16 protein-coding genes and 1 pseudogene are annotated in these 20,480 nt (G+C 40.8%); 12 read left to right on the top strand and 5 right to left on the bottom strand.

Translation table 11 applies throughout. The annotated features are described in order from the left end of the window. The first annotated feature begins 474 nt into the window (after positions 1–474). Genes IE056_RS10715 through phoU form a run of 6 tightly spaced genes read left to right on the top strand, consistent with a single transcriptional unit; the run spans position 475 to position 5,892 of the window. Positions 475–1,677, top strand: coding sequence for a porin (locus IE056_RS10715; RefSeq protein ID WP_189604717.1), 1,203 nt, complete (start codon positions 475–477; stop codon positions 1,675–1,677). 11 nt (positions 1,678–1,688) lie between these two features. Further along, the gene (locus IE056_RS10710; protein WP_189604716.1) at positions 1,689–2,624 is read left to right on the top strand and encodes a PstS family phosphate ABC transporter substrate-binding protein; all 936 of its coding nucleotides are present in this window, start codon (positions 1,689–1,691) and stop codon (positions 2,622–2,624) included. A gap of 34 nt (positions 2,625–2,658) precedes the next feature. After that, positions 2,659–3,537: a phosphate ABC transporter permease subunit PstC gene (gene pstC / locus IE056_RS10705; RefSeq protein ID WP_189604715.1), complete on the top strand. Its 879-nt coding sequence runs from the start codon at positions 2,659–2,661 to the stop codon at positions 3,535–3,537. Beyond that, complete coding sequence (pstA, locus tag IE056_RS10700; protein WP_189604714.1) at positions 3,530–4,384, top strand: phosphate ABC transporter permease PstA; 855 nt, start codon at positions 3,530–3,532, stop codon at positions 4,382–4,384. The genes pstC and pstA overlap by 8 nt, the downstream gene beginning before the upstream one ends. Positions 4,385–4,399: 15 nt before the next feature. Then, positions 4,400–5,203, top strand: coding sequence for a phosphate ABC transporter ATP-binding protein PstB (pstB, locus tag IE056_RS10695; protein WP_189604713.1), 804 nt, complete (start codon positions 4,400–4,402; stop codon positions 5,201–5,203). Between the two features lie 11 nt (positions 5,204–5,214). Next, positions 5,215–5,892 (top strand): phosphate signaling complex protein PhoU, encoded by a 678-nt coding sequence (phoU, locus tag IE056_RS10690; RefSeq protein ID WP_189604712.1) that lies wholly within the window; start codon positions 5,215–5,217, stop codon positions 5,890–5,892. A gap of 53 nt (positions 5,893–5,945) precedes the next feature. Here phoU and IE056_RS10685 read toward each other — a convergent pair whose 3' ends face one another. The 3 genes from IE056_RS10685 to IE056_RS10675 all read right to left on the bottom strand — a co-directional run bounded on the left by IE056_RS10685 (position 5,946) and on the right by IE056_RS10675 (position 12,561). Then, a complete protein-coding gene (locus IE056_RS10685) occupies positions 5,946–8,771 on the bottom strand; it encodes a M16 family metallopeptidase (protein WP_189604711.1) in 2,826 nt (941 codons plus the stop codon). 29 nt (positions 8,772–8,800) lie between these two features. Beyond that, entirely contained in the window at positions 8,801–9,757 is a 957-nt protein-coding gene (locus IE056_RS10680) for a calcium/sodium antiporter (protein WP_189604710.1), read from the bottom strand. Positions 9,758–10,062: 305 nt separating this feature from the next. Next, on the bottom strand, positions 10,063–12,561 hold the full coding sequence (locus tag IE056_RS10675; protein ID WP_189604709.1) for a M14 metallopeptidase family protein: 2,499 nt from the start codon (positions 12,559–12,561) through the stop codon (positions 10,063–10,065). Between the two features lie 118 nt (positions 12,562–12,679). Here IE056_RS10675 and bshC point away from each other — a divergent pair, with 118 nt between their 5' ends. Together bshC and IE056_RS10665 are read left to right on the top strand one after the other, a co-directional pair. After that, positions 12,680–14,305 carry a bacillithiol biosynthesis cysteine-adding enzyme BshC gene (gene bshC / locus IE056_RS10670; protein ID WP_189604708.1) on the top strand — a complete coding sequence of 542 codons (1,626 nt, stop codon included), beginning with the start codon at positions 12,680–12,682 and terminating at the stop codon, positions 14,303–14,305. A gap of 5 nt (positions 14,306–14,310) precedes the next feature. After that, a complete protein-coding gene (locus IE056_RS10665) occupies positions 14,311–15,687 on the top strand; it encodes a pyridoxal phosphate-dependent decarboxylase family protein (RefSeq protein ID WP_189604707.1) in 1,377 nt (458 codons plus the stop codon). 429 nt (positions 15,688–16,116) lie between these two features. Here IE056_RS10665 and IE056_RS10660 read toward each other — a convergent pair whose 3' ends face one another. Together IE056_RS10660 and IE056_RS10655 are read right to left on the bottom strand one after the other, a co-directional pair. Continuing rightward, positions 16,117–16,827 (bottom strand): YqjF family protein, encoded by a 711-nt coding sequence (locus tag IE056_RS10660; RefSeq protein ID WP_189604706.1) that lies wholly within the window; start codon positions 16,825–16,827, stop codon positions 16,117–16,119. Between the two features lie 108 nt (positions 16,828–16,935). Continuing rightward, entirely contained in the window at positions 16,936–17,661 is a 726-nt protein-coding gene (locus IE056_RS10655; protein ID WP_189604705.1) for an SIMPL domain-containing protein, read from the bottom strand. Positions 17,662–17,744: 83 nt separating this feature from the next. On the opposite strand from IE056_RS10655, the pseudogene IE056_RS18850 reads away from it, so the two are divergent. From IE056_RS18850 to IE056_RS10640, 4 genes and pseudogenes are all read left to right on the top strand, one after another. Next, positions 17,745–17,891: pseudogene (locus IE056_RS18850) on the top strand (glutamine amidotransferase-related protein); the annotation flags it as partial. Between the two features lie 268 nt (positions 17,892–18,159). Next, positions 18,160–19,080, top strand: a complete 921-nt coding sequence (locus IE056_RS10650; RefSeq protein WP_189604704.1) for a hypothetical protein — start codon at positions 18,160–18,162, stop codon at positions 19,078–19,080. 116 nt (positions 19,081–19,196) lie between these two features. Then, positions 19,197–19,550 carry a helix-turn-helix domain-containing protein gene (locus IE056_RS10645; RefSeq protein ID WP_189604703.1) on the top strand — a complete coding sequence of 118 codons (354 nt, stop codon included), beginning with the start codon at positions 19,197–19,199 and terminating at the stop codon, positions 19,548–19,550. Further along, a complete protein-coding gene (locus tag IE056_RS10640; protein ID WP_189604702.1) occupies positions 19,540–20,418 on the top strand; it encodes a BT4734/BF3469 family protein in 879 nt (292 codons plus the stop codon). Before IE056_RS10645 ends, IE056_RS10640 begins: the two co-directional genes overlap by 11 nt. The last annotated feature ends 62 nt before the right edge of the window (positions 20,419–20,480 follow it).

The following is a 20,480-nucleotide window of genomic DNA, read 5'->3' as shown; positions in this document are numbered from 1 at the left end:
TTTGATCTGCAAACTCCTGAAACGGGGTATAGGTAAAATATGCTATAACTAGCCCCAGAATAACAATTCCGCTAAGGATGAAGGAAAGATATTTTTGTATAAAAGCTTTGATCTTTTAAAGAGATTTGATTAAAAAAAATATTTACAGTCCTGGAGCACCCCCAAATTATAGCTTTTTTGGCGGCTATACTGTTGAGGGTTTCTTAAAATTAATCATATTTCCATCTATGACTGCTTACCATTAAGTAAACATTCGGTAAACTTAATTTTACCTGGAAATCATAAAAATCCATCATCTTTGAACTACTTAATGTCATTAAGGAAAATTCATATCATCTTAGTTTTTGTCGATTTTGATGTATGGAAAGGTTGCCATGGCCGGGCAGCCTTTTTTTCATTTATACAAACATAATTTGCCAGTAACATTGAATTAACATTGAAGTTGGTTATTTGCAGTGACAAAAACTAACAGATATGAATTTTAAATGGTTTCTGGTGCCGGCATTTCTGCTTGTGTCTGCAATGAATGTTTCTGCCCAGGATGTAACAGAAAACACTTTTGGAAAAGGCCTGATTAATATTGTGGCTAAAGACAGCTCCTATAGTATGCGTTTTGCGGCACGTTTCCAGTCACTGTATACTTCTCAATGGGAATTTCCGGAATATGAAGAATTTGCATCAGGGGAATCAAACTTCCTAATTCGCAGGGCGCGATTAAAATTTGATGGATTTGCTTATACCCCAAAATTAAAATATAAACTCGAGCTTGGATTATCAAACAGAGATTTATCAGGTACTTCTATTTACACCAGCAATGCACCAAGAATGATTTTGGATGCTGTCGTAAAATGGAATTTCCATGAGAATTTTGAGCTGTGGGCAGGTCAAACCAAACTTCCGGGGAACAGGGAGAGAGTAGTTTCTTCGGCTAATATGCAAACAGTAGACCGCTCACTGGTGAACAGCCGTTTTAATATAGATCGTGATATGGGAATTCAGTTACATCACTTTTTTGTGGTTGGAAATGAATTTCTCATCAGGGAAGCTTTTGCTTTTTCGCAGGGAGAAGGCAGAAATGTCACCTCCGGAAATTTAGGAGGTTATCAGTTCACCGGTAGGGCAGAAATACTTCCGTTTGGTGATTTTGATGCCTACGTAGGGTCAGACCTTAAGCGGCACCAAACACCAAAACTGGCGATAGGTGCCAGCTATGACCACAATTCAGGCGCTGTAAGAACAAGGTCAAATTCCGGTACATATATGGTCAATGACACCGGATTTTTTGAAACCGATATCAATACGTTCTTCCTGGACGCCATGTTCAAATACAAAGGCTTCTCTTTTATGGGAGAGTTTGCCAACAGAACAGCAGGGGAGGCTATAGCATTGAATAGTGATGGTACTCCAACAGGAGATATTGTGAATGTAGGGAACGGATTGAACCTACAGGCAGGATATTTATTTAAGAACAATTACGAGGTGGTGAGCCGCTATACAACCATTGCTCTGGATGAGGGAATCACCGGCTTAGGGGTTGAAACACAATATACAGTAGGACTTTCGAAATACTTTGTAGGACATAAACTAAAAATTCAGACAGACTTAAGCCTTAATGATTACGAAGATAATCAGGATAACGGATTAATGTACAGATTACAATTTGACATTCATTTTTAAAACTAAAATTCATGAAAAAATTAATTTTTATCACCGCAATTTCAGGGTTGATGCTTTCCTGCGGAAATAATAAAAAAGATAAGCAGAACATTACCATTGATGGTTCAAGTACAGTTTATCCTGTTACTGAAGCAATGGCCGAAGAATTCCGTACGGTAGAGCCCGATGTGGATATTACCATTGGGGTATCTGGAACCGGGGGCGGATTTCAGAAATTCGGAAGGGGAGAGACTGATCTGGCAAATGCTTCCCGACCCATAAAGGAAGACGAAAAAGCTATAGCGGAAAGCAACAATATTGATTTTGTGGAGCTGGAAGTAGCATACGATGGACTCGCAGTTGTGATCAATCCTGAAAATGACTGGCTGGATTGTATTACGGTGGAAGAATTGAGAAAAATATGGGAACCTGCAGCCCAGGGAACCATTACGAGATGGAACCAGGTAAATCCTGAATGGCCTGATGAGGAAATCCACCTTTTCGGACCCGGAGTTGCCTCAGGTACTTTTGACTATTTCACCGAAGCGATCGTGGGAGAAAGCGGTTCCAGCAGAGGGGATTATACTGCCAGTGAAGATGATAATATTCTCGTGCAGGGAGTTGCAGGTGATAAATATGGACTAGGTTTCTTCGGATTAGCATATTATGAAGAAAATGCAAATAAGCTTAAAATAGTTGGTGTTGATGGTGGAGAAGGTTGTGTAGAACCCAGTATGGAGACAGTAAGTAATGGTACCTACAGTCCATTGTCAAGACCTTTATTTGTTTATGTAAACAGTTCTTCATTGCAGAATCCTGTAGTGGCAGATTTCGTGAATTTTTATCTTGATGAAGCTCCGGAAATATTGGGAGACGTAGGTTATGTGCCTTTAACAGATGAAGAATACCAGAGAGAAAAGCAGAAATTCTCAGACTTTGTAGAGAAGAATCAGCAGCCTGTAGAATAAATTGATCTGCTGAATTGATTCAAATAATAAACCTATGCGAAGAATAAAGGAAATGGTTATTGAAAAGGCGCTTTTGTCAAGTGCCCTCATTACCATTGCGGTAACGGTTGGTATTATCCTGGTGTTGTCTATTGAAGCTATCGCCTTCTTTAGTGAAGTCTCTATCATAGATTTCTTTACAGATACCCAGTGGACACCCCTGTTTGCCGATAAGCATTTTGGAATTTTACCTTTACTGTCGGGAACCCTACTCACTTCTTTTATTGCAATAGCCTTTGCAGTGCCGGTGGGATTATCCATTAGTATTTACATAAGTGAATATGCACCGAAGAGTTTCAGGAGAACCGTTAAACCGGCTCTAGAACTTCTTGCGGCTGTCCCAACAGTAGTTTATGGTTTTTTTGCTTTGACAGTGGTAACTCCGTTTCTGCAATCTTTTATTCCCGGTTTATCCGGATTTAACGCACTTTCAGCAGGTTTGGTAATGGGGATTATGATCATTCCTTTTATATCTTCTTTAAGTGAAGATGCTTTGCATGCAGTCCCACATTCTTTACGGGAAGCAGCTTATGGAATGGGTTCGACGAAATTGCAGAATGCTTTTAAAGTCATGGTACCTGCAGCTTCTTCAGGAATTATAGTATCCATTATCCTGGCTATTTCAAGAGCAATCGGAGAAACAATGATCGTGGCAATTGCCGCAGGACAACAGCCGAGACTGACGTTAGATCCTACGGTTCCAGTGGAAACTATTACAGCATATATCGTTCAGGTAAGTCTGGGAGATGTGCAGCATGGAAGTCTGGAATACAGAACGATTTTCGCAGCAGGAATCACCCTGTTCGTATTTACATTTTTGCTGAACACTATAAGTTACAGGATAAGAAAAAGATTCCAGGAGAAATATGAATAATATCAGAAAGAACAGATGGAAAGATCAGGCTTTTAAGGTCTGGGGCATTGCCTGTACCTTGCTGGGGCTAGTATTGCTGGTCATATTTATAGGTTCTGTCATCGTCGACGGACTACAAAGGATTGACTGGGACTTTATTACCAGTCTTCCTTCGAGAAAAGCCGAAAGAGCAGGGATTTTTACGGCACTTATGGGAAGTGTATGGGTGCTGGTTTTAACAACGATCATTGCGCTTCCGGTGGGTATTGCTGCGGCAATCTACCTTGAAGAATATGCGAAGAAGAATCGTTTGTCTTCACTGCTGGAAGTAAACATTTCGAACCTTGCAGGAGTTCCGTCCATTATTTATGGATTACTGGGGCTTGAGATTTTTGTACGTATCATGCAGATGGGGGCCAGTGTACTGGCAGGTAGTTTTACACTTGCCTTACTCATTCTGCCAATCGTCATTGTTTCCACAAGGGAAGCCATTAAAGCAGTGCCAAAATCGGTAAGGGATGCTTCCTTTGCTTTGGGTGCTTCAAAATGGCAAACAGTGTCCCGGCAATTACTGCCGGCCTCTTTCGGTGGGATTTTAACGGGGATCATTCTGGCTTTATCAAGGGCGGTGGGAGAGACGGCTCCGTTGATTGTGATTGGTGCATTGACCTATGTCCCTTTTGCGCCTTCGTCCCCAATGGATGAATTTTCGGTACTGCCTATACAGATATTTAACTGGATCTCCAGGCCGCAACACGGATTCGAAGTAAATGCAGCGGCGGCAATTATTGTACTATTGTCCATCACATTTTTGATGAACGGAATTGCAGTCTATTTCAGAAATAAATGGCAGAAAAAATTAAAATAATTGAGCTTCTTTGAAATGAGCAAATTGAAAACAAAAGAAAGTATAATTGATAGCGATATCAAACGGAAATATAAACTTCAGGCAGAAGGCGTGAAGGTGTTTTATGATGATTTCATGGCGATCAAAGGGATAGACATGAGCATCAAAGCCAATAAAGTTACTGCTTTTATTGGCCCTTCTGGCTGTGGAAAGTCAACGTTTCTAAGGTTGTTCAACCGGATGAATGATTATGTAGATGGCTTCAGGATGGAAGGTAAGATCACCATTGATGGAGGAAATATTTACAAGAAAAAGATCAATGTGGAGCAGCTTCGGAAACAGGTGGGAATGGTTTTTCAGAAGCCGAATCCATTTCCGAAGTCAATCTTTGAAAACGTAGCTTACGGACTCAAAATTCAGGGGATCAAAGATAAGAGATTCCTTCAGGAGAAAGTAGAGGAATCGTTGAAACAGGTAGCACTTTGGGATGAGGTAAAAGACGGATTGAATAAATCTGCACTGGCACTTTCGGGAGGGCAGCAACAGCGGTTATGTATCGCCAGGACGCTGGCCGTAGAGCCATCGGTCATCCTAATGGATGAACCAACCTCAGCGCTGGATCCACTTTCTACGGCGAAGATCGAAGAGCTTATTTACGAGCTGAAAAAGGAATATACCATCGTCATTGTAACTCACAACATGCAGCAGGCGAGCAGAGTGAGTGATTATACTGCATTTTTTTATATGGGGGAGTTGATAGAGTACGATCAGACCAAAAAGATATTTACCAATCCTGAAAAACAACAAACCGAAAACTACATTACCGGTAGGTTCGGATAAATTTTTGAGCTATGATAAGTTTAGAACAGAATAAAGAAGCTTTGAATCAGGCGGGGCATGAGATGTTCAGCCTGTGTAAAAAACAGCTGGAGAATGCACGGGAAGCATTTCTCAACCATGACAGTGAACTTGCTGAAGAGGTGCTGCATACCGAAAACCGGGTGAATGCCCTGGATCTTAAAATTGACAGGGACTGTGAACGCTTTATTGCTTTGCACAATCCTGTGGCAAGTGATTTAAGGTTTGTGCTGGCGTTGAGAAAGATAAATTTTGATCTGGAAAGAGTGGGAGATCATGCCTACGGAATTTCCAAATATATCGTGGAGGTGGATACTCCCATAGCTCCGGGACAACTGGAAAAACTCCGGTTTGAGGAGATGTATGAATGTGCTTTGTCGATGCTGGATGATATTACAGAAGCCTATAACGAAGAGGATACCAAAAAAGCCCGAAAAGTCTTTAAAAAAGACAAGGTGCTTAACAAGATCAATATTGAATCTTTTAAAATAATTTCTGAAGAAGTTCAAAAGGACCCTAAAACCATCGACCAGTATTTACTGCTTTTTACAGTAATCAAAAAACTGGAAAGGATTGGTGATCTGGTAACCAATATTGCTGAAGAAATAATTTTCTTTAGGGAAGCCGAAGTTCTAAAACACAGGAAAAAGAAACGTGCAAAGAAAGATTGAGCTATATAAAAAAAGCCGCTTTATGCGGCATTTTTTATATCTGAGTTTTTCATTTATTCATTGAGCAGAACCGGATCTCCAAGGCCTATTTCTTTCAATCTCTCCAGCTGGGTTTCAGCATCTCCCACAATCACATAATACATGTTGTTTGGGTTGAGATATTTTTCTGCCAGTTCCTTTATTTGCTCAACAGTGATATTCTGTACGGTTTCTTCCTGTTGCTTTACATAATCGTTTGCCCAATCGTAATTGCTAACGTTCCGCAGCATATTGAGTTTTGAACCTAAAGTTTCGAACTCCCTGGCGTTGCTTTTTATCATAAATCCTTTAGTAACCTCCAGATCCTCTTCATTAAAATTCTCAGGATATTTTGCCAGGATCTCTTTAATAAGGCTCACTGCTTCAAAAGTGACATTGGTACGTACTCCCGTTGAAATACTAAAGGGGCCGGGAAGTTTGCTGCCATTAAAAGAAGACCTTATTCCGTAGGTGTATCCTTTTCCTTCACGCAATTCCTGGGTTAGTTGAGAAGCGAATCCGCCACCTCCTAACCGGTAATTCATGATGGTAGCCGGATAAAAATCATGATGGGTTTCTGCCAGGGCAGGATATCCCAGTTGTAAAACCGACTGCTTTGCTCCCGGTACATCATAAAAATAGACCTTCGGTTTTTCCGGGATCTGCGGGGTTGGGAGTTCAGGGAATTGTACTTCTTTTGTTTCCCAATCCTGCACAAGGTCAAGAACAGCCATAGCGGTCTCATCCCGATCAATATCTCCCACGATAAAATAGGTCGAAACATTTGGAACCACGTAACTGTAGTAGTAATCCTTTAGGTCCTGAAGGCTGATGTTTTCAATAGACGTTTTATTGCCCAGAATGTCGTTGGAAAGGATATGGTTTTCCCCATAAACGACCTTCCGGAATTCTCTTGAGGCGATATTATTTGGCGAACCTTCCTGTTGCTGAAGACTGCTTAAAACTTCTTGTTTGCTAAGGTTGAATTCTTCCTCGTCCCAACGTGGATTTAGAATAATTTCCTTTACAAGTTCCATGGTTTCATTATAATTTCTAGCAAGTGTGCTGCCTCTTAGAACGATGCTTTCATCGCCTGCATTCACAGAAATTGTAGCACCTAAAAGCTGAATAGCCTCTTCCAGCTCCCCGGGAGTGCGGTTTGCCGTTCCTTTGGTCATCATTTCTGCCAGCAGATTGGAAACCCCAATTTTCTCCGGATTTTCTAAAAGAAGTCCGCCCTTCATTTCCAGCTGAAACTGCACCACCGGAACTTCAGAATTGGTAATTCCGAAAATTTCGAGTCCGGCGGGGGAAAGACTGTCTTTCCAGATCTCCGGAACATTGGTGACCGGGGAAGGACCATACGCTGGTTCAACAGTCCGGTCAAAGCTGGAAGGGGTTCTTTCATAGTCCACCACTTCTTCCAGATCGAACTCTTCTTCGGCTCCCATCACAATTTCTTCCTCCTCAACTTTTGCTTCCGAAGAATTCTCCAGACTCAATTCCGGCTGCCCCTTCGGAACAAAACTAGTGGCAACATAATGTTTGTTCTTTATGTATTCCTCATAAACCCGCATCACATCTTCCGAAGTAACTGCAAGGATTTTACCGACTTCCGTATTGATGAATCCGGGATCATTGGCAAAGATCTCATATTGTGCCAGCTGAAACCCTTTTCCGAGTACGCTGGAAAGACTGTTATAAAAACTGGTTTCCTGTCCCGCTTTGATCCTTTTCAAATCTTTTTCTGAAATTCCTTCTTTTTCAAATTTCCGGAAGGTTTCCTCAATTGCAGTGTGAACAGCATCCAGATCTTTATCGTCGTAAGCTCTCACCTGAAGCATAAATTGTCCTGCCAGTTCTGAAGTGTAATTAAACATTCTAACAGTGGAAGTCAGTTGTTTCTCATCTACCAATGACTGGTAAAAAGGGGCATTCTGGCCTTGAGATAAATATTCTGCTAAAACTTCAAGCGCATAAGAATCTGGGTGGTAGGAATAAACAGCCGGCCATGCCATAGTTAATTCCGGAAGCCGTGCAAAATTATCTTCATAATAAAGTTTTTTCGTTTTCTGAAGAACTACAGGCTGCTTCTCCAAAGGAGCTATTTCCTCACCTTTTTCGATCTCCCCGAAATACTTCTCTACCCACTCTCTCGCCTGTGCGGTGTCAAAATCACCGGCAATGGTCAAAGTAACATTATTGGGCACATACCACTGATTGTAAAAATCTTTTACATCCTGCAAAGTGGCATTTTGCAGATCTTCCAGAGAACCAATTACCTGCCATTGGTATGGATGTCCTTCTGGGTATAGATGGTGATCGATCACAGCCATGGTGTGCCCGTAGGGCCTGTTGTCAACTCCCTGCCTCTTCTCATTTTTCACCACCTGCTTTTCTTTGGCCAAAACAGGTTCGGTCACGGTATTGATGAAATATCCAAGCTTATCGGCTTCTGCCCAGATCATTTTCTCCAGCGCATCATTGGGAACTGTCTGGAAATAATTGGTACGGTCGCGGCTGGTAGAACCATTGGCTCCCGAACCACCTATGCGGGCACTCAGTTTGTCAAGTCCGCCTTTGCCAAGGTTTTCAGATTCCAGGAAAAGCAGGTGTTCAAACAAATGGGCAAAACCTGTACGACCTTCTTTTTCCCTGGCAGAACCAACATGGCTGGTCAAAGCAACTGCCACCACAGGATCTGAGCGGTCTATGTGGAAAATGACTTTTAATCCGTTGTCAAGAGTGTAGGATTCAAATTCTACATTAAAATTTGTAGCCGGAGCTTTAGAATCCTGTGCAAAAATATTTCCGCAGAAGACTAGCAGAAAAAAGGCTAAAAAATGATGTTTTTTGTTCATTATAAAACTGAATTAATATAAGATCATGGTTAGGCGGTGACGAGATAAGTGACGTATGCAATATACAGTCCAAGTAAAAAGATCCCTTCCCAGCGCTCCAATTTCCGACCTTTTCCGGTGAAAATAAATATGAAAAGCAGTAAACCGGCTGCAATATTCACGAAGATATCAAAAAATGCGCCGTCGTTTAACTGAAGCGGTGCTACTGTAGTGGAAATTCCCAGAATTAGGAAAATGTTGAAGATGTTGGATCCTACCACGTTCCCAATGGCAATATCCACGTTCTTTTTTCTCACTGCGATTATGGAAGTCGCCAGTTCCGGTAGGGAAGTTCCTATGGAAACCACTGTTAACCCAATAACCCTTTCTGAAAGTCCGATGACTTCTGCGATACTTACGGCGCTGTCAACAATAAGTCTTCCGCCGAGGATCAATCCGGCCAATCCGAGGAGGATGAAGAGAATCGCTTTTCCGGTGGTATAACTTTTTGTTTCCATTTCCTCTTCTTCCCCGCCGGCTTTGGCGACGGTGAGGTTGTAAACGAGGAAAATAGTAAAAAACAGCAGCAGAACAATTCCTTCCGACCTTGTAATGGCATTGGTGGTCGCACCATCCAGAAACATGTCGGCACCGATGATAAGCACACAAATAGCAGCCAGTAAACTCAGCGGAATTTCCAGCCAGGTAGTACTGGTTTTTACCGTCAACGGATAAATGATGGCAGAGATCCCCAGGATCCCCAGGATGTTGAAAATATTACTTCCCAGCACATTTCCCAGCACCATTTCTGTACTGCCGCTAATTGCAGCAAAAAGGTTCACAACAAGTTCGGGGGCAGAAGTTCCAAAAGCCACAATGGTTAATCCGATAACGATGTTTGGGATACCAAGTTTGACAGCTACACTGGAAGCAGCATCCACAAGACTATTTGCGCCAAAGATAAGCGCAACAAAACCAGCAAATAAAAGAAGAATGTCTATGATCATTAATTTCTAAATAAGGGAGTAAATATACTATTCCGGAAGGGATTTTTATAGTTAATTTATAGGAGGTATTTTAAAGGTTTGCGACGAATGAACTAATGTTCCCTGGGGAATACCGATAAGAAAGTAGAACTTTTTTTGTTTTTTAAAAGGTTCACTCGTGATGTCGGTTAGGTTAAAGCCGGTGACACCAATAATATGGATTTGCCTATAAATGAATAGCCCCGGGCTTTATCCGGGGGAGAGAAGATTAAAGGATTAGCCCACTTAACTATTCGTGAATTCGTGGCCAACCCACTGCCTCAAAATCACATTCTGTAATTTTCATTATTCACAAAGAAAATAGCATTTACAAAGAACATTTTTCCGTTTTGCCAGAAGGCGCGGAATAACGGATTGTCGACCAAATAAATAAAGCTTCCACTTCCCATACGTTCTTCTCCGAAAACAAGAGAATTGGCTATTTTCTTTTTAGCTTCGCTACCTGCAAATCCGGAAATGATCTTTGGTTCTCTTTCTATATATCCAACATTATATCCGTCATCTAAAAAGCTGTAGCTGTCATTGCTGAGTTTAAGACTTCTGTAGGTCTTCTCATATCCAAAAGCCATCGGGTGGGTATTATCGATCTGCGTTTCAATAATACTACCGGTGATGAGATCTTTGATGCTCTCCCGCTCTCTTTCATTGTACGGAATAAGATTTTTCTTTTGAATGCTGTCTTTTTCGGTTTCAAAGGTATTTTCCTCAAGATCAAAGTCCTCTTTTCCTGCAAAGAAGCCAACAGCATTGTCAAGAGCAATGACTTTACCGCCGCTTTTCACCCAGCTCTTCAGTTTTTCCAGTTCTTCATCTTCAAATACATCCGAGTATCTTCCGGAAGCTAACACCAGCAAGTCAAAATGATTAAGATCTACGCTGCCGAAATAATCGGTTCCTACGGAAGTTACAGGATATTCCAGCTCCTGCTCAAAGAAATACCATATTTCTCCGTAATTTAAAGAGGAAATTTCTTCACCACGTAAAATTGCAATCCTGGGTTTGTTGATGATCTTCACACTTGAAGAACCAAAGTCGGGGCCATTGGTGGCGAATCCGGTGCTGGAAGTGCTTAGCTGTCGGTTGTGGTTATTTGCTATTGCTATTAATTTTGCATCAAAATCCTCCAGATTCCGGTTGTCGCTTTTGGTGATGATCAGACTTCCGGGAGCGAACTGCTGATTGGCATTTTCTAAAGCAACTTCTGTAAACCTGACTTTAACTTCTTCTTTCAGCAAAGCACTTAAGAATTTGGCATCCTGCATACTGTTCCATTTCGTAATGTAACCGGCCCCCGAAGGATTAACGGTATTATTTACTGCAGGTGTTTTAGGAGAAGGGGTACCGGAAATCTCCGTGGTGCTGGCAATCGCATTAAGTCCAAAGGCGTGCGGAAGACTCCAGGCGGTAATGTCGTACGTTAGGGAATCCACAAGGTTGGCCGAAGGTTCAAATAATACCTGCACCATTTTTCCTTTTGGCTGATTCGTGTTTATCACCAGGGTGTTTTCTGAAGCATCCATTCTTACCTGCCTGTCCTCTGTGTAATCATAGCCTCGTATTCTTCCAGAGGAAGCATTGCTGTACGATATTTCGTGACGGTCAAGCAGATCTTTTAAGGCTTCAATTTTATCGGGATTTCCGCTTAAAGCATAACTTTTAGTCTCCAAATCCTGATTTTGATAAAATTTCTGAAACTCGGAATTCAGTCGATCTACATTGGCAGCTGCGACTTCAATCGTAGAAATACCGGTAGTGAAATGGTGTTCCACCCGGTCCACTAAAGTCAGGTTGTAACCTTCAGTGGTTTCGATACCGAGTCCGGCGCGGCCATGTCCGGCCTGCTCGAAGGTCATCCCAATCGCCCCCATATAGGTAGGGTAGGTGTCGCCGTAGCTTGGATACAGCAAATCAAACTTTTCCTTGGTAAAGTACAACCAGCCTTCTTCATCAAAATATCTGGCATTGTTTCGGCCAATTTCTGTTTGAAACTCACGTTGAAATGGAGTGATGATCTCGTGAAAAGGCTCGGCTGCGGGAGCGAAGTAGTAAGGATCATTAATTCCCTGTTCGTGAAAATCTACATGAATGTGTGGCATCCAGTCATTGTAAACTTTCAGGCGTTGTTGCGTTTCCACTTGAGTAGCCCATGCCCAGTCCCGGTTCAAATCGAAAAGATAATGATTTGGTCGTCCTCCCGGCCATGGTTCATGATGCTCCACAGCCACAGGAGACGTGATATATGGAGTTGCTTTTACCTGATTGTACCAGTTTACATAGCGATCACGACCATCGGGATTTACTGATGGATCCATGATTATAATAGTATTCTCAAGCAGTTCCTGTCGGGAAGTAACCAGCTCGTAGATCGTTTTAATCGCCGCCTCGGTACTGGAAGCTTCATTTCCGTGGACATTATAACTCAGCCATACGATTGCTTTTTCTGGTTTGGCTGCGGAATTTTCTTCAGCAAGACCGATATTTTGTAGATGTTGATTCTGAATCTGCTCAAGGTTTTGCAGGTTTTCTTCCGAAGAAATGATGACGTAAGAAAGCGTTCGTCCTTCATAGGTTTTTCCGTAGGGGTGGTATTCCGCCAAATTTGAATTTTCTGCGAGATGTTTAAAATAATCTACCACTTGGGAATGCCTTGTGAATTGGGATCCAATTCCATATCCAAGATATTCTTCGGGAGACTGAATATTTTGAGAAGTAGCGAACTGAAAATGGAGGAATAAAACAGTAAGAAGAAGGAATGGTCTTTTCATCAAAAATTTTCTTTTGAGCAGAATTAAATGAGTAAAGATAGCATACCGGCGGGATTTAATTAAAATTAGCTGTATAAAATCTTTAACTTCGGTATCTTTACATTTTCAATAAAATTCTATGCCAACAGACTGTATTCCGTTTTCTGAAACCAATTATTTTTTACCGCTAATCAGCGATTATTTAGATGAGAAAGAGGAACTGAAACCTTTCTATCACAGGTTTCCGAAGCTGGAGAATTTCAAGTTGCAGCTGGAAGAAAAAGGGGAATCTTTTAACGATTCTGCTACAGGTGGGAAGGACAAACGTGCCACTTTGGTAAATGTTCTTCAGAATCAATATGAGAATTTAGATGTTTCAGAAGCAACCGCGAAAAATATAGCCTCCCTTGCTGAAAATAATGCTTTTACGATCACGACCGGGCATCAGTTAAACCTTTTTACAGGTCCGTTGTACTTTCTCTATAAGATCATTTCCACCATAAATCTGACTTCCGAATTAAAGAAAAAATATCCGGAATATAATTTTGTGCCAATTTACTGGATGGCGACAGAGGATCACGATTTCGAGGAAATCAACTTTTTCAACCTCCACGGAAAGAAATTTCAGTGGAATCCACCTAAAAGTGAAAAAGACGGAGGTGCAGTAGGCGAATTGCCGACAGAAGGGATGGAGGAAGTCCTGAAACTTTTTTCTGCGGAAATAGGAAGCAGCCAAAAAGCTGAAAAACTAAAGAAATTTTTTGAAACGGCTTACCTGAAGCATTCCAACCTTACCGATGCCACCCGTTATCTTGCCAACGAGCTTTTTAAAGACCACGGACTCGTTATTGTAGATGCGCACGAGAGGGACCTGAAGCGGTTTTTTATACCGTATATGAAAGAGGAATTGCTTTCTCAAAAATCTCATGCAACGACACTTCCTAAAGCGGAAGCCTTGGCAGGGATGGGCTATGGAGTACAGGTGAACCCAAGAGAGATCAATCTTTTTTACCTTTCTGAAGGCCTTCGGGAACGGGTTAAGGAACGTGACGGAAGGTATTTTGTGCACGACACTGAAATTTCCTGGAGTAAGGAAGAAATGCTGGATTTGCTGGAGAGCGAGCCTGAAAAGTTTAGTCCAAATGTCATTTTACGTCCCTTGTATGAAGAAGTGATCCTGCCAAACCTGTGTTATATTGGAGGTGGCGGAGAGCTGGCGTACTGGTTTGAGCTCAAGGATTATTTCGGGGCCGTAGACATACCTTTCCCGATTCTGTTACTTCGGAATTCTGCTTTGATCCAGACTCAAAAGCAGGATGAAAAGCGCCGGAAACTGGATATTTCCAATAAAGAACTCTTCCTGAAGCAGCACGAACTCATCAACAAAAAAGTACGGCAGATCTCCAATATTGATATTGATTTCGGACCTCAGAAAGAGCATTTGGTGGAACAGTTTCAGAAGATGTATGAGCTGGCAGAAAAAACCGATAAATCATTTTTAGGAGCTGTAAAAGCCCAGGAAGTGAAACAGTTAAAAGGACTGGATAATCTTGAAAAGCGACTCTTAAAGGCTCAAAAAAGGAAGCTGGAGGATGAGGTGACGAGGATTACAGATCTTCAGAATGAACTTTTCCCAAATCAGAGTTTACAGGAGAGACATCACAATTTTTCCGAATTTTACCTGGAATATGGTGATGATTTTATTGCTGAATTATTCCGGGAATTACAACCCTTAGATCACAATTTTAAAATTATTTCGTTTTGACAAAAATGCATAAAATAGACATGGATCTGGTAGAAATGACTTTAGACGTCATGAAATACACGATTGACCGGATATCCAATGTCACCCCCGAATTAGGTTCCCCAAAAAAAGAAGAAGAACTGTTTGAGTTAGTGGGAGAAACCATTACTCCCAAAGGAATAGGCGGAGAAGTAGCCTTTAAGATGTTCAAGGATATTCTTGTGAAAGCCACTGTGCCAATTGATCATCCACGGCATTTGGCTTTTGTGCCGGCTGCACCAAGCAGGGCAGCAATAATGTTTGACCTTGTTACAGCAGCTTCCAGTATTCATGGAGCTTACTGGATGGAAGGCGCCGGCGGGATCTTTTGTGAAAATCAGGCGATGAAATGGCTTGTTTCCCTCACCGGATTACCAAAAGGTTCTTTTGGGGTGTTTACCAGTGGAGGAACGGCCGCCAATTTATCTGCCCTGGTGACAGCCCGTGAAACATGGAGATCCAAAAACCCTGAAAATAAAAACCTGAAATCCCTGCTGCTAACTTCTAACGGAGCGCATTCCTCTGTAAAGGCCATGGCAAAAGTGATGGATGCAGATGTGGAAATTATTGACTGTCCCGATGAAAATCTACAGGGTCATGCGTTGCAATCTGCTATTACGAAACTGAAGGGAGAAGACCGAAAAAGATTATTTGCCGTTGTTGCCACCGGCGGAACCACCAATGCAGGTATTATTGATGAGCTGGATACTATTGCAGATGTTTGTCAAAAAGAAGATCTGTGGCTACACGTGGATTGTGCCTATGGAGGCGGAGCCCTGGCAGCACCTTCTGTACGCCATCTTTTCAACGGAATCGAAAGAGCAGACAGTATCACTATAGATCCTCACAAATGGCTTTTTTCGCCCTACGATTGTGGGGCAGTGATCTATAAAAATATTGAACTTGCCAAAGAAGCTCATTCTCAGAAAGGTTCTTACCTGGAGATCTTTAAAGATGAAGGAGCACAAGGTTTTAATCCGGCCGATTATCAGATTCAGCTGACCCGTAGGGTGAGAGGAATGCCTTTATGGTTCTCTCTTGCCATGCATGGAACCGATAAATACCGTGAGTCTATTGAACGCGGAATTACACTGGCGAAAATAGCCGGTGAAAAGATTGAAAGCAGGGAGAACCTGGAGCTGGTAAGGCCACCAAGTTTGTCTGTAGTATTATTCCGAAGAAAAGGCTGGAGTCCTTCTGAATATCGTGACTGGACCTATAAAAATCATAAAGAAGGCCTGGCGCTGGTAACTCCGACAAAATGGAGGAAAGGAGATGATTACGAAACAATTTCCCGTTTCTGTTTTATAAATCCTGAAACTACCGAAGAGGATATTGATATTATTCTGGATTCGATGGAATAGGTTTTAATCTGAGCGTTTGAAGATAATTGTGGCATAGAAAGAAGAAAAAAGAGCCAGGAGACAAGACAAAATAAGGTTAGAGGTTCCGAAGTACGAGCTGTAAAATAGGATCGCACATTGAGAATGTTTTTCAATTGTCATCTCGAAGGAGCCTCGCCGACCGATAGGTGGGCGGGGAGATCGAGATCTCTTTTATGGTGAATTATTTATTCAGGATCCTATAAATTCCTTGGTAATTTATTTTAAAAAAGAGTTTTTGAGCAACGATTACATATAGAATTTAAATACCATCTAATTTAATTTTTTCTTTGCGGTCTTTGCGTGAAAAATAGTCAGAAGTCAAGAAAACAAATAATTCTAGAAATGGAAGCATTTGTGAATAATCAATATTGGAATTTGGGTTTTTCTCATTGGAATTTATTTTTCCGGTCACCCGATCATCACCCGGTCATCAGCAGAAACCGAAGAACCTTCTGCAAGGATCACCGAATGAGGTGTAGCAGAATTTAGTATATTAAATTCAGGTCCGAATACTTTGGTGAAATCTACTTTAATGCTGTATTCCTGCACCTCGTAGATAGGCCAGTCACGATGGGATATTTTGTATTCATTCGTTTCTTCCTCGCTCTGCTTTCCATACCCGTAAGGGCGATCAAGAATAAATTCAGCTTCACTATTTTCAGCATAGGGATTGGGCAACGTATTGCTTATCACCTCCAGGTGCTGCCATTCCTCATGGAATTGCCAGCTGTATTTCGCTTTCAGGAACTCTTTGTTTTCCTCTACTTCCTGTTTGGTAGGCAGGGTTTGATAATTTTCATGAAAAACAGAATTTGCAAGGCTGCTTAAAGCGACTTTGTCTGCGATTTCAGAAATAAAAACCGTTCCTTTTCTCCAATTTGCTCCGTCGAACCGTTTCACGTAAAATCGCAGATTTATTTCCTCAAAATTAGTGTAAAACGGAACTTTTACTCCTGCAATCTTCACGTTCTGAAACTGAAATCCTACGAGGCTGACATAACAGTTTCCGTTAAAGTAATCCAGTTTGGTATATTTAGGAAGATATTTTTGCAGAATTTCGGCAGGAAAGATATAATTGGCAAATGCCAGTTTTTTCCACTCGCAGGTAAGTACGCTCATTTTACACAGTTTTAAATTCTATTCAGGAATAGAACTTTCAAGATACAAATTTGAAAGAATGCCGACTGGTAAAAAATGGTTAAAGCTCCACAGCTTCAAGAGCTGTTATTAGTCTATTTCGTAATCCAGGCGCATGGTAATGGACGCTGTTTTTTTCTTGTCGGCAGTATTGTAAACGCCGCTCCAGCTGTAATCTTCACCACTATTTTGGCCGGTAATCTGGAAGACACCCATATTCGCACTTTTTAGATCTCCCAGTTCTCCGCCGCTGTTCTGTGCAATTTTCTCAGCTCTAAGTCGGGCATCTTCGGTAGCTTTAGAGATCATTTCGATCTTCAAATCGGCAATTTTGGTGTAGTAATATCGGGGAGGAGTGGAGTTGAACTGTACGCCTTTGTTCAGTAATTCTGTAATTTCCCTGGAGACACCTTCAATCAGCTCCACATCATTGGATTCTATTTTCACAGACTGGACAAGTTCGTAGCCTTTAAAAATACTGCCCACATAATTTCCGTTCTGGTACTGGTTTTCACGTTGTTCATTGGTTTGAACAGAATTATAAACAATATTTTCTTGTTTGATGCCTTTGTCCAAAAGATATTGCCGTACCGTCTCTTTATCCTGATTCAGTTCCTTATACGCCTGTTCCAGGTTTGAATTTACACGGCTGAACTGTCCTTCCCACACAATAAGGTCTGATGTGAAATTCTCACTGCCAGAGCCGGTAACTGAAATCACACCATCGGGATTGGCACGGCTTACATAAGCGTTTCCTAAAAACCATGCAGCCAGTACAATAGCTATTGAAAAAATAATTGCTCCAAGATATTTCATAATTCTAATGATAAAGTAAGCGTGAAAGGTATAAAATAATAGGTTTGTTATTTTATTATTGCCTCAAATTTCTATTTTTGCACATGCAAAACAACGTACTCATTTTAGACTTTGGTTCGCAGTACACGCAATTAATTGCAAGACGAGTTAGAGAGCTCAATATCTACTGCGAAATTCATCCGTTCAACAACTTACCTGAGGATTTTTCCAGTTACAAGGCGGTTATTCTTTTTGAATCCAAAAAGATTTTAGTACAGGTTTAATACAGTATTAAGGTTAAAGTTTTTAACCTGTCTATTAAGATCAATAAAAAACGAGGATTGAATAGAAGTAACGAATTAGGAATTTACGTTCAGATTAACTGTAATTTTGCAGGCAAAAATGTTAGGTAATAAGGATTTAAAAACCACGGAAATATATGCTAACGTTGTAGATCAGGTCAAGGGAACAGCGGCCAAAAAATCAAGGTGGATTTATAATACCCAAAAAAGAAATACTATGGAAGAAAGATTTGAAATCAACCTTCTGCATTCTCGTATAGTAATTGGATCTCATTCCAATATGAACAAGAATTTATCATGTGTGGAATCTTTGGAACTCTGGCTCCACCACAAGGATTTAGATTGGGGAATGGAGGATTTTAGGTCAAAAGAAACACTGTATGTAAGCTATTTACACATAGTTGAATTGCCTCTACTGAAGCTTATCATAGAAGATTTAATCTCTACCTATAGGAAATATTTTCCTTATGCAGAAAAGGAAGATTTCGTAAGTTACGTTTTTGGATTTACTCTATATGATTTAGAACGATTCCTTTCCCGAGATTACCGATGGCTAGGTTCGCCACCTAATAATTCGAAATACGAATACTATTACTGTGAGGATGATCATGGCAGTGGGTATATCGATTTCGCTATTCCCGAAAATTCCTCTATTGAACACTATAGACAGTATTATAAGCAGGTTATAAGCCTTATCAACGAAATTTCTTATGATAGCACAAGAACTGCCTCTCCAGCTCTCCTGAACAACAAAAAGTCCAAAGAATACCTTAATGATAATGGACAAAAGGAAAGGGAGGAAATCCGAGCTTCAAAAGCCTACAAGAATGGGTTTAGCATTTTGCAATGGGCTACTATATTTTATTATGCTGAGGACTCAGGACTCTTACCAAAGGATAACACCAAAGAAAATCAAATGCAGCAGTTCATTAGCGAGCATCCTTTCCACACAACCATGAATAGTTTCAAGAATAAATATTCTATGGCAAAGAAACAAATAAACAGGACGCACGATTATCCCTTAAAAAAGCTGGAATTGCTAATCCCATACCTGGAAAAGAATTACCCAAAGACGATTGGTCGAGTCCAAAATGACCTAACATTTCTCAAGGAGGAAAAAGAAAAAATGGATAAATAAGTTTTTCTACCCCCGCTATATTTGAAATAACTATGTAGTAAACTCCAAGTAACCGTTAAGTAACCAGTTACCCCGCCTGTATTTGCAGCCATTGTTTAACTAAAAATTAAAAAACAATGGAACAAGTATTTTTCAACTTTCCTTTAACAGAACTTGAGTCCATCTTTAAAAGGTGGATGAAGGAGTCACAAATGGAGGTCGAGGCAAAAAGCTCTCCTTCCGAAACTACTGAACATATATTAACTGTCCAAGAAGTAGCTAAGTTCCTGAACCTTGCAGTTCCAACCGTTTACAGCAAAGTAAGTAAAGGTGAACTTCCTTTTACGAAGAGGAGTAAGCACCTTTATTTTTCCAGTACTGACTTGATGGAATATCTTAAAATTGGCCGTAGAAAGTCAAAAAGCGAGGTAGAGCAAAAGGCAGTAGTTTACGTCTCAAACACTAAAAAGGGACTGCGGAATGGAAAGTAATCAATTATATAATCCCACAGTAAGCATTTTCAAATGTTGTAAATCCCCTTTTGTGATAGAAGAGGTGTCAGTAACTGAAATTCTTCACAATATAAAAACGGGTGGTAAAGACCGCGACTTAAAAATAAAAGCACGTACAGCAGCTTTAAAAGCACAACAGGAGGGCAAAAACAACTCTTTTTATGTAAAGGTAAAAACGAATGACCTGAACACCTTCACACCGAATGCGACTTTCACCCACAAAAGAAATCTAGGCAGTATTAAAAAGCTGTCTGGCCTGGTCTATTTGGATATTGATGGCTGCACAGATATAGACCTCAACAACCCTTACATCTTTGCAACTTGGCTGTCACTAAGCGGCACTGGAAGAGGTGTTCTGGTAAAAGCTGAAGGTTTAAGTAGAGGCAACTTTTCTATTGTGTATGAATCTTTAGCAAAGGAATTAGGACTAGAAGTAGACCATATTACTAAGGATATTTCTCGGCAGGTAGTTATATCCTATGACCCAGATATATATATCAATTCCAATAGTATCACTTATATCTGTAAGAAGGAAGTAGATAATAAAATAGTAAATACCCCCCTCACGGTACCCAAAAAAAGAAAAAAGAAGATATGTGACCTAAAGGGGGATAAGAAATACAATAATATAAGGTATGACAACCTGGAGGACTATAACTTAGAAGGAAAAGATTATGTGGTCTTTGAAGAGGAAGTAAGGTTCAGCAAACTTTTTATTCCAGAAGTCATTACGAGCAACAGATATATTAAAATTAGTACGACTGTTCACCAATTAATGGCGCTAAACCCTCATCTAGGCTTAGATGGATATTCAGGTGATGCTGACCCCCCGTTCAGGCCATACTGACCCCTCTAGAGATTTTGGTCAAAAAGATAAGTTAATGACAATATTACAGTTTTTTTCTAAGA

Origin of the sequence: Salinimicrobium marinum, assembly GCF_014651535.1 — a bacterium.
Taxonomy (GTDB): Bacteria; Bacteroidota; Bacteroidia; order Flavobacteriales; family Flavobacteriaceae; genus Salinimicrobium; species Salinimicrobium marinum.
This window is presented reverse-complemented; position numbering and strand designations above follow the sequence as displayed.

Coding starts and splice junctions, on each gene's coding strand:
- IE056_RS10640 (WP_189604702.1), top strand. CDS start 19,540: ATGGAAAGTAATCAATTATATAATCCCACAGTAAGCATTTTCAAATGT.
- IE056_RS10710 (WP_189604716.1), top strand. CDS start 1,689: ATGAAAAAATTAATTTTTATCACCGCAATTTCAGGGTTGATGCTTTCC.
- phoU (WP_189604712.1), top strand. CDS start 5,215: ATGATAAGTTTAGAACAGAATAAAGAAGCTTTGAATCAGGCGGGGCAT.
- IE056_RS10645 (WP_189604703.1), top strand. CDS start 19,197: ATGGAACAAGTATTTTTCAACTTTCCTTTAACAGAACTTGAGTCCATC.
- pstB (WP_189604713.1), top strand. CDS start 4,400: ATGAGCAAATTGAAAACAAAAGAAAGTATAATTGATAGCGATATCAAA.
- IE056_RS10685 (WP_189604711.1), bottom strand. CDS start 8,771: ATGAACAAAAAACATCATTTTTTAGCCTTTTTTCTGCTAGTCTTCTGC.
- IE056_RS10650 (WP_189604704.1), top strand. CDS start 18,160: ATGGAAGAAAGATTTGAAATCAACCTTCTGCATTCTCGTATAGTAATT.
- IE056_RS10675 (WP_189604709.1), bottom strand. CDS start 12,561: ATGAAAAGACCATTCCTTCTTCTTACTGTTTTATTCCTCCATTTTCAG.
- IE056_RS10660 (WP_189604706.1), bottom strand. CDS start 16,827: ATGAGCGTACTTACCTGCGAGTGGAAAAAACTGGCATTTGCCAATTAT.
- IE056_RS10680 (WP_189604710.1), bottom strand. CDS start 9,757: ATGATCATAGACATTCTTCTTTTATTTGCTGGTTTTGTTGCGCTTATC.
- IE056_RS10665 (WP_189604707.1), top strand. CDS start 14,311: ATGCATAAAATAGACATGGATCTGGTAGAAATGACTTTAGACGTCATG.
- pstA (WP_189604714.1), top strand. CDS start 3,530: ATGAATAATATCAGAAAGAACAGATGGAAAGATCAGGCTTTTAAGGTC.
- bshC (WP_189604708.1), top strand. CDS start 12,680: ATGCCAACAGACTGTATTCCGTTTTCTGAAACCAATTATTTTTTACCG.
- pstC (WP_189604715.1), top strand. CDS start 2,659: ATGCGAAGAATAAAGGAAATGGTTATTGAAAAGGCGCTTTTGTCAAGT.
- IE056_RS10715 (WP_189604717.1), top strand. CDS start 475: ATGAATTTTAAATGGTTTCTGGTGCCGGCATTTCTGCTTGTGTCTGCA.
- IE056_RS10655 (WP_189604705.1), bottom strand. CDS start 17,661: ATGAAATATCTTGGAGCAATTATTTTTTCAATAGCTATTGTACTGGCT.